Origin of the sequence: Streptomyces sp. NBC_00846 (genome assembly GCF_045207325.1) — a bacterium.
Classification (GTDB): Bacteria; Actinomycetota; Actinomycetes; order Streptomycetales; family Streptomycetaceae; genus Streptomyces.
Genome location: NZ_CP108846.1, coordinates 1,536,719 through 1,550,068, shown reverse-complemented (window position 1 = coordinate 1,550,068; position 13,350 = coordinate 1,536,719). Strand labels below are relative to the sequence as shown.

Sequence of the window (13,350 nt, the reverse complement as noted above, 5' to 3'; positions counted from 1 at the left end):
CGGGTGAAGGAGTCGGCAGTCGTCCGTAAATCGAATGCGCGTGCTATACGCTCGGAGCCGAAAGCTTCGTACATCGCTGTGGCGCCCCCCGTACCCTGGGACAGCGGCTCAGTTCCCCCATTTCTCTCCAGAAAGGTGCGGACCGGCGTGGCCGACCGTCTCATCGTCCGTGGCGCTCGCGAGCACAACCTCAAGAACGTCTCGCTCGACCTCCCCCGCGACTCCCTCATCGTCTTCACCGGGCTTTCCGGGTCGGGAAAGTCGTCTCTCGCGTTCGACACGATTTTCGCCGAGGGCCAGCGACGCTACGTGGAGTCCCTCTCCTCGTACGCCCGCCAGTTCCTCGGCCAGATGGACAAGCCGGATGTCGATTTCATCGAGGGCCTCTCGCCCGCCGTCTCCATCGACCAGAAGTCGACCTCGCGCAACCCGCGCTCGACGGTCGGCACCATCACCGAGGTCTACGACTACCTCCGGCTGCTCTTCGCCCGGATCGGCAAGCCGCATTGCCCGGAGTGCGGCCGGCCCATCTCGCGCCAGTCGCCGCAGGCCATCGTCGACAAGGTGCTCGGCCTGCCCGAGGGCAGCCGTTTCCAGGTGCTCTCGCCGCTGGTGCGCGAGCGCAAGGGCGAGTTCGTCGACCTCTTCGCCGATCTGCAGACCAAGGGGTACAGCAGGGCCCGGGTCGACGGCGAGACCATCCAGCTCTCCGAGCCGCCCAAGCTGAAGAAGCAGGAGAAGCACACCATCGAGGTGGTCATCGACCGGCTCACGGTGAAGGACAGCGCCAAGCGCCGGCTGACCGACTCGGTCGAGACCGCGCTCGGGCTCTCCGGCGGCATGGTCGTGCTCGACTTCGTCGACCTCCCCGAGGACGACCCCGAGCGTGAGCGGATGTACTCCGAGCACCTCTACTGCCCGTACGACGACCTCTCCTTCGAGGAGCTGGAGCCGCGCTCCTTCTCCTTCAACTCGCCCTTCGGCGCCTGCCCCGACTGCACGGGCATCGGTACGCGCATGGAGGTCGACCCCGAGCTGATCGTCCCCGACGAGGACAGGTCGCTCGACGGGGGCGCGATCCACCCCTGGTCGCACGGCCACACCAAGGAGTACTTCGGCCGGCTGATCGGCGCCCTTGCCGAAGCCCTCGGGTTCCGTACGGACATCCCGTGGGCCGGGCTGCCGCAGCGCGCCAAGAAGGCCCTTCTCTTCGGCCACAAGATCCAGACCGAGGTCCGCTACCGCAACCGGTACGGGCGCGAGCGCGCCTACACCACGCCCGCCTTCGAGGGGGCGGTGCAGTTTGTCAAGCGGCGGCACTCCGAGGCCGAGAGCGACTCCAGTCGGGAGCGCTTCGAGGGCTACATGCGCGAGGTGCCCTGCCCGACCTGTGAGGGCACCAGGCTCAAGCCGATCGTCCTCGCGGTCACGGTGATGGAGAAGTCCATCGCCGAGGTCTCCGCGATGTCGATCAGCGAGTGCGCCGAGTTCCTCGGCCGGATGAAGCTGAACGCGCGCGACAAGAAGATCGCCGAACGGGTGCTGAAGGAGGTCAACGAGCGGCTGAGGTTCCTGGTCGACGTCGGCCTCGACTACCTCTCGCTCAACCGCGCGGCGGGCACCCTGTCCGGCGGCGAGGCCCAGCGCATCCGGCTGGCCACCCAGATCGGTTCCGGCCTGGTCGGCGTGCTGTACGTGCTGGACGAGCCGTCCATCGGCCTGCACCAGCGGGACAACCACCGGCTGATCGAGACCCTGGTCCGACTCCGTGACATGGGCAACACGCTCATCGTCGTCGAGCACGACGAGGACACCATCAAGGTCGCCGACTGGGTCGTCGACATCGGCCCCGGCGCCGGTGAGCACGGCGGCAAGGTGGTCCACTCCGGATCGCTCCAGGAGCTGCTGGGCAACGACGAGTCGATCACCGGCCAGTACCTGACCGGCCAGAAGTCGATCGTGATGCCTGACATCCGGCGCCCCGTCGACCCGACGCGCACCCTCACGGTGCACGGTGCCCGGGAGAACAACCTCCAGGACATCGACATCTCCTTCCCGCTCGGCGTGCTCACGGCCGTCACGGGCGTCTCGGGTTCCGGAAAGTCGACGCTGGTCAACGACATCCTCTACACCCACCTGGCACGCGAGCTGAACGGCGCCAAGTCGGTTCCCGGCCGGCACACCCGGGTCGACGGCGACGACCAGGTCGACAAGGTGGTGCACGTCGACCAGTCGCCCATCGGCCGTACGCCCCGGTCCAACCCGGCCACGTACACCGGCGTCTTCGACCACGTCCGCAAGCTGTTCGCCGAGACGATGGAGGCGAAGGTGCGCGGCTATCTGCCGGGCCGCTTCTCCTTCAACGTCAAGGGCGGCCGCTGCGAGAACTGCTCCGGCGACGGCACGATCAAGATCGAGATGAACTTCCTGCCTGATGTGTACGTCCCGTGCGAGGTCTGCCACGGAGCGCGCTACAACCGGGAGACCCTGGAGGTCCACTACAAGGGCAAGTCCATCGCCGAGGTGCTGGACATGCCGATCGAGGAGGGCCTGGAGTTCTTCGAGGCCGTCCCGACGATCGCCCGCCACCTCCGTACGCTCCACGAGGTCGGCCTCGGTTACGTCAGGCTCGGCCAGTCCGCGCCGACGCTCTCCGGCGGCGAGGCGCAGCGTGTGAAGCTCGCGAGCGAGCTCCAGAAGCGCTCCACCGGCCGGACGGTCTACGTCCTGGACGAGCCGACCACGGGTCTGCACTTCGAGGACATCAGCAAGCTCATCAAGGTGCTCTCCGGGCTGGTCGACAAGGGCAACTCGGTGATCGTCATCGAGCACAACCTCGACGTGATCAAGACCGCGGACTGGGTCATCGACATGGGGCCCGAAGGGGGCAACGGCGGCGGTCTCGTCGTTGCCGAGGGGACCCCGGAGCATGTCGCCGGAGTTCCGGCCAGCCACACCGGCAAGTTCCTCCAGGGCATCCTCGACCCGGACCGGGTGAGCGAAGCCGCGGTGCCGGCGGCCCGCAAGCCGGCGCGGAAGGTGGTCGCGAAGAAGGCGGTCGCCGCGAAGTCGACCCCGGCCAGGAAGACGGCCACGGCCAGGACGAGCGCGGGCCAGGCCGCCAAGTCGGCCACGGCCAGGACCGACAGGACGGCCGCCGCGAAGAAGCCCGCGGTGAAGAAGGCGACCCGCACGCGCAAGGCCTGATCGCCCGCGCGCAAGGCATGACGGCCCGCGTGTTCAGGTGGTGGCCCCCGGGGGCCACCACCTCTGTCGGTACGGGGGACCTTCGGCCGGTACGAGCCCTGCCCCTCACCGCAGCTCCCGGTGCTCAGCCTGTGCGCCGGGCGCTTGCCGGCCGCGCCACCCGTACACCCCGTGCCCCCGAACGCCCACACGCCTTGATCCGGCCGCCCGCCCCCCTGAGCAGGCAGAACGGGCCTTGGGCAGCCCGGCCGTCGGGTCCCTGATCTCCGCCGGTATCGTCGGTTCTGTCACCGATGGCTCTGATACCGGCGGTACCTCTGGTCCGCGTGGTGCCCCAGCCGACCGGTAATCCTCTGCACCCTGCCCCCTCTGACCAGTGGAGACCGCATGCCCGGCCAGCCCGCCGCCCGCCGTACCGTGCTGAAGGGCGCCGCTCTCGCCGGCGCCGCCGGGCTGGGAGTGGCCGCCTGCTCGACCGAGTCGAAGCTCGGCCACGCCCAGACGCCGACGCCGACCGCCCCCGTCGAACTCGGTGTGCCGGAAGAGGTTCCGGTCGGCGGATCCAAGCTCTACCGCGAACAGCGGGTCGTCGTCAGCTGCCCGGCCAAGGGCCAGTACAAGGCGTTCAGCGCCCAGTGCACCCACGCGGGCTGCCTGCTGGACAAGGTCGAGGACAACGTCGGGAACTGCCCCTGCCACGGCAGCCGCTTCGACACGACGACCGGCCAGGCGACGTACGGCCCGGCGACCGCGCCGCTGCCGTCCGTCCCGGTCCGGATCGAGGGAGGAAAGCTCGTCGCGGGCCCCGACGCCTGACGGCGCGCGGAGGGCGGATTCGCTCCCGGCCGATCACTCCCGGCCGATGCCGCCACCGGACCGTACCCCTGCTCCACCAGGTGCACGGTCCGGTGGCGGCCGGTGAGCGTGAGATCCGTACGGGCGCCGCGCGGCTCGCCCGCCGGGACCTGACGTTCGCCGCCGGAGCGGGCGCCCTCGCCGTGCTCGTCCTCGGCGGCGTCACCGCGCTGCGCAACCGCCGCCACCGGGAAACGCCGTGACCGGCGACGGCACCCCCCTGCCCCGTACTCGGGGGCGCGCTCCCTCAACCCGCGCCCCGGAGAACGGCACCACGGCCGGGCAGGCCGCGCTGTCACTGCCCGCAAGTAGGGTGGGACACATGGCAGACCCCTCCAGCTACCGCCCCAAGCCGGGACAGATCCCCGACTCCCCGGGGGTCTACAAATTCCGCGACGAACACCGCCGGGTGATCTACGTCGGAAAGGCCAAGAACCTGCGCCAGCGCCTGGCCAATTACTTCCAGGACCTGGCCGCTCTCCACCCGCGTACGCGCACGATGGTCACCACGGCCGCCTCGGTGGAGTGGACCGTCGTCTCCACGGAGGTCGAGGCGCTTCAGCTGGAGTACTCCTGGATCAAGGAGTTCGACCCCCGGTTCAACGTCAAGTACCGCGACGACAAGAGCTATCCGTACCTCGCGGTCACGCTCAACGAGGAATTCCCGCGCGTCCAGGTCATGCGCGGAGCCAAGAAGAAGGGCGTGCGCTACTTCGGTCCGTACGGGCACGCCTGGGCGATCCGCGAGACGGTCGACCTGATGCTCCGGGTCTTTCCGGTGCGTACGTGCTCCGCCGGAGTCTTCAAGAACGCCGCCAGGACCGGCCGCCCGTGCCTCCTCGGCTACATCGGCAAGTGCTCGGCCCCCTGCGTCGGCCGGGTCACCCCCGAGGAACACCGCGAACTGGCGGTCGACTTCTGCGACTTCATGGCCGGCCGCACCGGCACGTACATCCGCCGCCTGGAGAAGGACATGATGGCGGCGGCCGAAGAGATGGAGTACGAGCGGGCGGCCCGCCTCCGTGACGACGTGGAGGCCCTCAAGCGGGCCATGGAGAAGAGCGCCGTCGTCCTCGCCGACGCCACCGACGCCGACCTGATAGCGGTCGCCGAGGACGAGCTCGAAGCCGCCGTCCAGATCTTCCATGTGCGCGGCGGCCGGGTGCGCGGCCAGCGCGGCTGGGTCACCGACAAGGTCGAGAACGTCGACACCTCGGGCCTGGTCGAGCACGCCCTGCAACAGCTGTACGGAGAGGAGACGGGCGACTCCGTCCCCAAGGAGGTCCTCGTCCCGGCCCTCCCCGAGCATCCCGACGCGATCTCCCAGTGGCTCGCCGACCGCCGGGGTTCCCAGGTCAGCCTGCGCATCCCGCAGCGCGGCGACAAGAAGGACCTGATGACGACGGTCCAGCGCAACGCACAGCAGGCCCTGGGGCTGCACAAGACCAAACGCGCCTCCGACCTGACGACCCGCTCCCGGGCCTTGGAGGAGATCGCCGAGGCACTCGGCCTCGACACGGCTCCGCTGCGCATCGAGTGCTTCGACATCTCCCATCTCCAGGGCGACGACGTGGTCGCGTCCATGGTCGTCTTCGAGGACGGTCTCGCCCGCAAGAGCGAGTACCGCCGCTTCCAGATCAAGGGCTTCGAGGGCCAGGACGACGTCCGGTCGATGCACGAGGTGATCGGCCGCCGCTTCAAGCGGTATCTCCAGGAGAAGGAACGCACGGGGGAGTGGGAGGAGACCCCCGCCCCGAGCGGCCCCGCCCCGGCACCGCACACCGCCTCTACGGCCCCGGCCGACCCGGCCGCCGGCCCGGACGCCACCCACGAACCGGTGGGCACCACCCCCGATCCGGTGGGCACTACCCCCGATCCGGTGGGCACTACCCCCGATCCGGTGGGCACTACCCCCGATCCGGTGGGCACTACCCCCGATCCGGTGGGCACCACCCCCGATCCGGTGGGTACCACTCCCGAACTGATGGACACCACCCCTGGTCCGGTGGACAACACTCCCGATCCGGACGCCGAGCCCCGTGAAGACGACGGTCGTCCCAAGCGGTTCGCCTATCCGCCGCAGCTCGTCGTGGTCGACGGCGGCCAGCCGCAGGTCGCCGCGGCCAAACGCGCCCTCGACGAGCTCGGGATCGACGACATCGCCGTCTGCGGCCTCGCCAAGCGCCTCGAAGAGGTCTGGCTGCCCGATGACGACGACCCCGTCGTCCTGCCCCGCTCCAGCGAAGGTCTCTACCTCCTCCAGCGCGTCCGCGACGAGGCCCACCGCTTCGCGATCACGTACCAGCGCGCCAAACGGGCCAAGCGCATCCGTTCCAGCCCCCTGGATGCCGTCGTCGGCCTCGGCGAGACCCGGAAACAGGCGTTGATCAAGCATTTCGGCTCCGTGAAGAAGCTGAAGCAGGCGACAATCGACGAGATTTGCGAGGTGCCGGGGATAGGCCGCAGAACGGCGGAATCAGTGGCCATCGCCCTGGCCTCGGCCGCCCCGGCCACGCCCGCCGTGAACACGGCGACAGGAGAGATCATTGGTGAAGACGACGGGGGCAGGACGACATGACTGAGCACGAGCACGAACACGAACACGAAGTCGAGCACGACAGCACCGACCGAGCAGACGGAGCAGGACACGTGAGTACCGGCACCACGATCGACCCGGGCGACGGGGCCGGGGCCATCCCCGAGCTGGTGATCATCTCCGGGATGTCGGGCGCGGGACGCAGCACCGCGGCCAAGTGTCTGGAGGACCTCGGCTGGTTCGTCGTGGACAACCTGCCGCCCGCCCTGATCCCCACCATGGTCGAGCTCGGCGCCCGCTCGCAGGGCAACGTGGCCCGGATCGCCGTCGTCGTCGACGTGCGCGGCCGCCGCTTCTTCGACAACCTCCGCGATTCCCTCGCCGACCTGGAGACCAAGCACGTCACCCGGCGGATCGTTTTTCTGGAGTCCTCCGACGACGCCCTGGTCCGCCGCTTCGAGTCGGTCCGCCGCCCGCACCCCCTCCAGGGCGACGGCCGGATCGTCGACGGCATCGCCGCCGAGCGCGACCTGCTGCGCGAGCTGCGCGGCGACGCCGACCTGGTGATCGACACCTCCAGTCTCAACGTGCACGAACTGCGCGCCAAGATGGACGCCCAGTTCGCCGGCGACGAGGAGCCGGAGCTGCGCGCCACGGTCATGTCGTTCGGCTTCAAGTACGGCCTGCCGGTCGACGCCGACCTGGTGGTCGACTGCCGCTTCCTGCCCAACCCGCACTGGGTCCCCGAGCTGCGCCCGTTCACCGGGCTCAACGCCGAGGTCTCCGAATACGTCTTCGACCAGCCCGGCGCCAAGGAATTCCTCAACCAGTACACGGAACTGCTCCAGCTCATCGCCGCCGGGTACCGCCGCGAGGGCAAGCGCTACGTGACGATCGCCGTCGGCTGCACGGGCGGCAAGCACCGCTCGGTCGCCATGTCCGAGAAGCTCGCGGCCCGGCTCGCGACCGAAGGCATCGAGACCGTACTCGTCCACCGGGACATGGGGCGCGAGTGACCAGTCGTAATCTGCGCCTGCGGAGGCTGCGCAGAGCCACCTCTGCACTGTCCGCCCGCAAGCGCGGCGCGCAGCCCAAAGTCGTCGCCCTCGGCGGTGGCATGGGCCTGTCCGCGTCGCTCGCGGCGCTCCGCCGGATCACCGGCGACCTCACGGCCGTGGTCACGGTCGCCGACGACGGCGGCTCCAGCGGCCGGCTCCGGGAGGAGCTCGGCGTCCTGCCGCCCGGCGACCTCCGCAAGGCGCTCGCCGCCCTGTGCGGTGACGACGACTGGGGCCAGACCTGGGCCCAGGTCATCCAGCACCGCTTCCAGTCCCAGGGCGACCTGCACGAGCACGCGGTCGGCAACCTGCTGATCGTCGCCCTGTGGGAGCAGCTCGGCGACCACGTCCAGGCCCTGGACCTGGTCGGCAAGCTCCTCGGGGCGCACGGCCGGGTGCTGCCCATGTCCGCCGTGCCACTGGAGCTCCAGGCGCTCGTACGGGGACACGACCCGGCCCGCCCCGACGACGTGGATACGGTCCGTGGCCAGGCCACCGTGGCGCTCACCCCGGGCGAGGTGCAGTCCGTCCACGTCGTCCCGCACGACCCGCCGGCCGTCCCCGAGGCCGTCGCCGCCGTCCTGGACGCCGACTGGGTGGTGCTCGGCCCGGGGTCCTGGTTCTCCTCCGTGATCCCGCACCTGCTCGTACCGGAACTGCTCGACGCGCTCGTCGAGACCAGGGCCCGCAAGGTCCTCTCGCTCAACCTCGCACCGCAACCCGGTGAAACTGATGGCTTCTCCCCGCAGCGTCATTTGGAGGTTTTGGGACGACACGCCCCTAAACTCGCCATGGACGTGGTGCTGGCCGACGAAGCCGCCGTGCCCGATCGTGAGTCCCTCGCCGACGCCGCCAAGCGGCTCGGTGCCGCGGTCGAGCTGGCGCCGGTGGCCTCACCCGACGGCGTTCCGATTCATGACCCGGAGCTGTTGGCCGCCGCGTACGACCGTATTTTTCGGATGCATGGAAGGATCGGCCCATGGCGATGACGCCCGCGGTGAAGGACGAAATCTCTCGGCTTCCCGTGACCCGGACCTGCTGCAGGAAGGCAGAAGTCTCGGCGATTCTTCGGTTCGCAGGTGGGCTGCACCTGGTGAGCGGCCGGATTGTGATCGAGGCGGAGCTGGACACCGCGATGGCGGCGCGCCGGCTGAAGCGGGACATCCTGGAGATCTTCGGGCACAGCTCGGAGCTGATCGTGATGGCTCCCGGCGGGCTGCGGCGCGGCTCCCGCTATGTCGTACGGGTGGTGGCGGGCGGCGACCAACTGGCCCGCCAGACCGGACTGGTGGACGGCCGTGGCCGGCCGATCCGCGGCCTGCCCCCGCAAGTGGTCTCGGGGGCCACCTGCGATGCCGAGGCCGCCTGGCGCGGAGCCTTCCTGGCCCATGGCTCGCTCACCGAGCCGGGCCGCTCCTCCTCGCTGGAGGTGACCTGCCCGGGCCCGGAGGCGGCGCTCGCGCTGGTCGGCGCGGCCCGCAGGCTGTCCATCGCGGCGAAGGCCCGCGAGGTGCGCGGCGTGGACCGGGTCGTCGTCCGTGACGGCGACGCGATCGGCGCCCTGCTCACCCGGCTCGGCGCCCACGAGTCGGTGCTGGCCTGGGAGGAGCGGCGGATGCGGCGCGAGGTCCGCGCCACCGCCAACCGGCTCGCCAATTTCGACGACGCCAACCTGCGCCGTTCCGCGCGGGCCGCGGTCGCCGCGGGCGCCCGGGTGGGGCGTGCGCTGGAGATCCTGGGCGAGGAGGTGCCCGAGCACCTCGCGGCCGCCGGGCGGCTGCGCATGGAGCACAAGCAGGCGTCCCTGGAGGAGCTGGGCGCGCTTGCCGAACCGCCGCTGACCAAGGACGCGGTCGCCGGCCGGATCCGCCGGCTGCTGGCGATGGCCGACAAGCGGGCCCAGGACCTGGGCATCCCGGGTACGGAATCCACCCTCAGCGAGGAGCTCGCGGACGGCCTGGTGGGGTGACCCGCGAAAGGCCATGAAATCGGCCTAATCCAGAACGCATGGCCGTCTCGAGGGTGTTGACTCTCCGTAATCGCCACTGCGTGTACGGCCGGGCATCCGGAGGCCCGTACTCCTGCCGCGGAGTACGGGCCTCGGCGCTTCGTACGGCCCCGCTCGATGTCACTCCGGGGCCATCGGAGAGGTAGGGTCGGAGGCGGTCGGGGACATCTCATACAACTCGCCGGGGGTAACCCCGCGTACCTAACGAGGAGATCGGTTCGTGACGATCCGCGTAGGCATCAACGGCTTTGGCCGCATCGGTCGTAACTACTTCCGCGCGCTGCTGGAGCAGGGTGCGGACATCGAGATCGTGGCTGTCAACGACCTGGGTGACACCGCGACCACGGCACACCTTCTGAAGTACGACACGATCCTGGGCCGTCTCAAGGCCGAGGTCAGTCACACCGCCGACAGCATCACCGTCGACGGGCACACCATCAAGGTGCTCTCCGAGCGCAACCCGGCCGACATCCCCTGGGGTGAGCTGGGCGTCGACATCGTCATCGAGTCGACCGGCATCTTCACCAAGAAGGCCGACGCCGAGAAGCACATCGCGGGTGGCGCCAAGAAGGTCCTCATCTCGGCCCCGGCCAAGAACGAGGACATCACGATCGTGATGGGTGTCAACGAGGACAAGTACGACGCGGCCAGCCACCACGTCATCTCCAACGCCTCCTGCACCACCAACTGTGTCGCGCCGATGGCCAAGGTTCTCGATGAGAACTTCGGCATCGTCAAGGGCCTCATGACGACGGTTCACGCGTACACGAACGACCAGCGCATCCTGGACTTCCCGCACTCCGACCTGCGTCGCGCCCGCGCCGCGGCGGAGAACATCATCCCGACCACGACGGGCGCCGCCAAGGCCACCGCTCTGGTGCTCCCGCAGCTCAAGGGCAAGCTCGACGGCATGGCGATGCGCGTCCCGGTCCCGACCGGTTCGGTCACCGACCTGGTCATCACGCTGGAGCGCGAGGTGACCCGCGACGAGGTCAACGCCGCGTTCCAGAAGGCCGCCGAGGAAGGCCCGCTCAAGGGCAAGCTGGCCTACACCCAGGACCCGATCGTGTCCTCGGACATCGTCTCGGACCCGGCATCCTGCACCTTCGACTCCCTGCTGACCATGGCAGAGGGCACGCAGGTCAAGGTCATCGGCTGGTACGACAACGAGTGGGGCTACTCCAACCGCCTCGTCGACCTGACCGTGTTCGTCGGCAGCCAGCTCTGACCGTCGGATCGGCAGGCACCTCGAAGTGAGCACGGGGCTCGATAGGCGCAACGGGGCGCCGTTCGAGCCCCGTTGCATGCCCTCTCGTCCTCTCAAGGAGTCCAGCAAGATGAAGACGATCGACGAACTTCTCGCCGAAGGGGTCACCGGCAAGCGCGTATTCGTCCGCGCCGACCTCAACGTGCCGCTGAGCGGCACCACCATCACCGACGACGGCCGCATCCGCGCCGTCCGGCCGACCGTGGAGAAGCTCGCCGCGGCCGGTGCGCGGGTCATCGTCGCCTCGCACCTGGGCCGCCCCAAGGGCGCCCCGGACCCCGCCTTCTCCCTGGCACCCGCCGCCGCCCGGCTCGGTGAACTCATCGGCGCGGACGTGGCGTTCGCGACCGATACCGTCGGCGAGTCCGCCCGCGCCACGGTCGCCGCGCTCACCGACGGCAAGGTCGCCGTCATCGAGAATCTCCGCTTCAATCCCGGTGAGACGTCGAAGGACGACGCCGAGCGCGGCGCGTTCGCCGACCGGCTCGCCGAACTCGCCGATGTGTACGTGGGCGACGGCTTCGGAGCCGTACACCGTAAGCACGCCTCGGTGTTCGACCTCCCGGCCCGGCTGCCGCACGCCGCCGGCGACCTGATCGCCACCGAGGTCGGCGTCCTGAAGAAGCTCACCGAGAACGTCGAGCGCCCGTACGCCGTCGTGCTCGGCGGCTCGAAGGTCTCCGACAAGCTCGGCGTGATCGACCACCTGCTGGAGCGCGCCGACCGCATCCTCATCGGCGGCGGCATGGCGTACACCTTCCTCAAGGCCCAGGGCCACGAGGTCGGCAGCTCCCTCCTCCAGGAGGACCAGATCCCGGCGGTGCTGGAGTACCTCGAGCGCGCCGAGGCGAAGGGCGTGGAGTTCGTGCTCCCCGTCGACGTCGTGGTCTCCGAGCAGTTCCCGGACCTCAGGACCAAGGCGCCGACCGAGCACCGCACCGTGCCCGCGGACGCGATCCCCGCCGGTTTCATGGGCCTGGACAACGGCCCCGAGACCAACAAGCTGTACGCCTCGAAGCTCGCAGACGCCGTTACCGTCTTCTGGAACGGCCCGATGGGCGTCTTCGAGCACCCTGATTATACCGAGGGCACCCGGGCCGTCGCCCAGGCCCTCGTGAACTCCTCGGGCTTCAGTGTGGTCGGCGGTGGCGATTCCGCCGCTGCCGTCCGCATCCTGGGCTTCGACGAGAACGCATTCGGACACATCTCGACCGGTGGCGGCGCCAGCCTCGAATACCTCGAGGGCAAGACGCTTCCCGGCCTGGCCGCACTGGAGGACTGACCTTTCATGACCACCCGTACCCCGCTGATGGCGGGCAACTGGAAGATGAACCTCAACCACCTCGAGGCCATCGCACACACCCAGAAGCTCGGCTTCGCGCTGACCGACAAGGACTACGACGCCGTAGAGGTCGCCGTCCTGGCGCCCTTCACCGATCTGCGCTCCGTGCAGACGCTGATCGAAGGCGACAAGCTGAAGATCAAGTACGGCGCCCAGGACATCTCGGCGCACGACTCCGGCGCGTACACCGGTGAGATCTCCGGCCCGATGCTCGCCAAGCTGAAGTGCACCTATGTCGCCGTCGGCCACAGCGAGCGCCGCCAGTACCACGGCGAGACCGACGAGCTCTGCAACGCCAAGGTGAAGGCCGCCTTCAAGCACGGCCTGACCCCGATCCTCTGTGTCGGCGAGGAGCTGGAGGTCCGCGAGGCGGGCAACCATGTCGCGCACACGCTTGCGCAGGTCGACGGCGGTCTCAAGGACGTTCCCGCCGAGCTGGCCGAGTCGATCGTGATCGCGTACGAGCCGGTCTGGGCGATCGGGACCGGCAAGGTCTGCGGCGCCGACGACGCCCAGGAGGTCTGCGGGGCGATCCGCAGCCGACTCGCCGAGCTGTACTCCCAGGACCTGGCCGACGCGGTCCGTATCCAGTACGGCGGCTCCGTGAAGTCCGGGAACGTCGCCGAGATCATGTCGAAGCCCGACGTGGACGGCGCGCTGATCGGCGGCGCCGCACTGGACGCCGACGAGTTCGTCAAGATCGTCCGCTTCCGCGACCAGTGAGTATGCGGTAGCGCGGATCCGTCGTACCCTAGCGGGGGCCGAGGAGGGTGTAGCCTCCCGGCCTCCGCTGTTCGCACATGCAGTCCAGAGAATTCCGGAAAGTAGGGACCAGCCGTGATTTTGGCGTTCGAGATCGCCCTGATCGTCTTCAGCCTGCTGCTGATGCTGCTGGTGCTGATGCACAAAGGCAAGGGCGGCGGCCTTTCCGACATGTTCGGTGGCGGTATGCAGTCGTCCGTGGGCGGCTCCTCGGTCGCCGAGCGGAACCTCGACCGGATCACGGTCTTCGTCGGCCTGGCCTGGTTCGCGTGCATTGTTGTGCTTGGTCTGCTGATCAAGCTGGACAACTGACCC

At 69.3% G+C, this 13,350-nt stretch carries 11 protein-coding genes; all 11 read left to right on the top strand.

What is annotated here, in order from left to right; genetic code table 11:
* The first annotated feature begins 147 nt into the window (after positions 1-147).
* The 11 genes from uvrA to secG all read left to right on the top strand — a co-directional run bounded on the left by uvrA (position 148) and on the right by secG (position 13,347).
* Positions 148-3,207: an excinuclease ABC subunit UvrA gene (gene uvrA, locus OG936_RS07205; RefSeq protein WP_406493326.1), complete on the top strand. Its 3,060-nt coding sequence runs from the start codon at positions 148-150 to the stop codon at positions 3,205-3,207.
* Between the two features lie 387 nt (positions 3,208-3,594).
* Positions 3,595-4,023 (top strand): Rieske (2Fe-2S) protein, encoded by a 429-nt coding sequence (locus OG936_RS07200; RefSeq protein WP_406493324.1) that lies wholly within the window; start codon positions 3,595-3,597, stop codon positions 4,021-4,023.
* A gap of 92 nt (positions 4,024-4,115) precedes the next feature.
* Positions 4,116-4,265, top strand: a complete 150-nt coding sequence (locus OG936_RS07195; RefSeq protein WP_406493322.1) for a hypothetical protein — start codon at positions 4,116-4,118, stop codon at positions 4,263-4,265.
* 119 nt (positions 4,266-4,384) lie between these two features.
* A complete protein-coding gene (uvrC, locus tag OG936_RS07190; RefSeq protein ID WP_406493321.1) occupies positions 4,385-6,640 on the top strand; it encodes an excinuclease ABC subunit UvrC in 2,256 nt (751 codons plus the stop codon).
* Positions 6,637-7,614, top strand: coding sequence for an RNase adapter RapZ (rapZ, locus tag OG936_RS07185; RefSeq protein ID WP_406493319.1), 978 nt, complete (start codon positions 6,637-6,639; stop codon positions 7,612-7,614). The genes uvrC and rapZ overlap by 4 nt, the downstream gene beginning before the upstream one ends.
* A complete protein-coding gene (gene yvcK, locus OG936_RS07180) occupies positions 7,611-8,645 on the top strand; it encodes a uridine diphosphate-N-acetylglucosamine-binding protein YvcK (protein WP_406493318.1) in 1,035 nt (344 codons plus the stop codon). The genes rapZ and yvcK overlap by 4 nt, the downstream gene beginning before the upstream one ends.
* On the top strand, positions 8,636-9,625 hold the full coding sequence (gene whiA / locus OG936_RS07175) for a DNA-binding protein WhiA (RefSeq protein ID WP_266745531.1): 990 nt from the start codon (positions 8,636-8,638) through the stop codon (positions 9,623-9,625). The genes yvcK and whiA overlap by 10 nt, the downstream gene beginning before the upstream one ends.
* Positions 9,626-9,884: 259 nt before the next feature.
* A complete protein-coding gene (gene gap, locus OG936_RS07170) occupies positions 9,885-10,892 on the top strand; it encodes a type I glyceraldehyde-3-phosphate dehydrogenase (protein ID WP_266745530.1) in 1,008 nt (335 codons plus the stop codon).
* A 109-nt stretch (positions 10,893-11,001) separates the two neighbouring features.
* The gene (locus OG936_RS07165; protein WP_406493315.1) at positions 11,002-12,213 is read left to right on the top strand and encodes a phosphoglycerate kinase; all 1,212 of its coding nucleotides are present in this window, start codon (positions 11,002-11,004) and stop codon (positions 12,211-12,213) included.
* Positions 12,214-12,219: 6 nt separating this feature from the next.
* Complete coding sequence (gene tpiA, locus OG936_RS07160; RefSeq protein WP_406493314.1) at positions 12,220-12,996, top strand: triose-phosphate isomerase; 777 nt, start codon at positions 12,220-12,222, stop codon at positions 12,994-12,996.
* 114 nt (positions 12,997-13,110) lie between these two features.
* Positions 13,111-13,347, top strand: coding sequence for a preprotein translocase subunit SecG (gene secG / locus OG936_RS07155; protein WP_266736497.1), 237 nt, complete (start codon positions 13,111-13,113; stop codon positions 13,345-13,347).
* Positions 13,348-13,350: the final 3 nt, after the last annotated feature.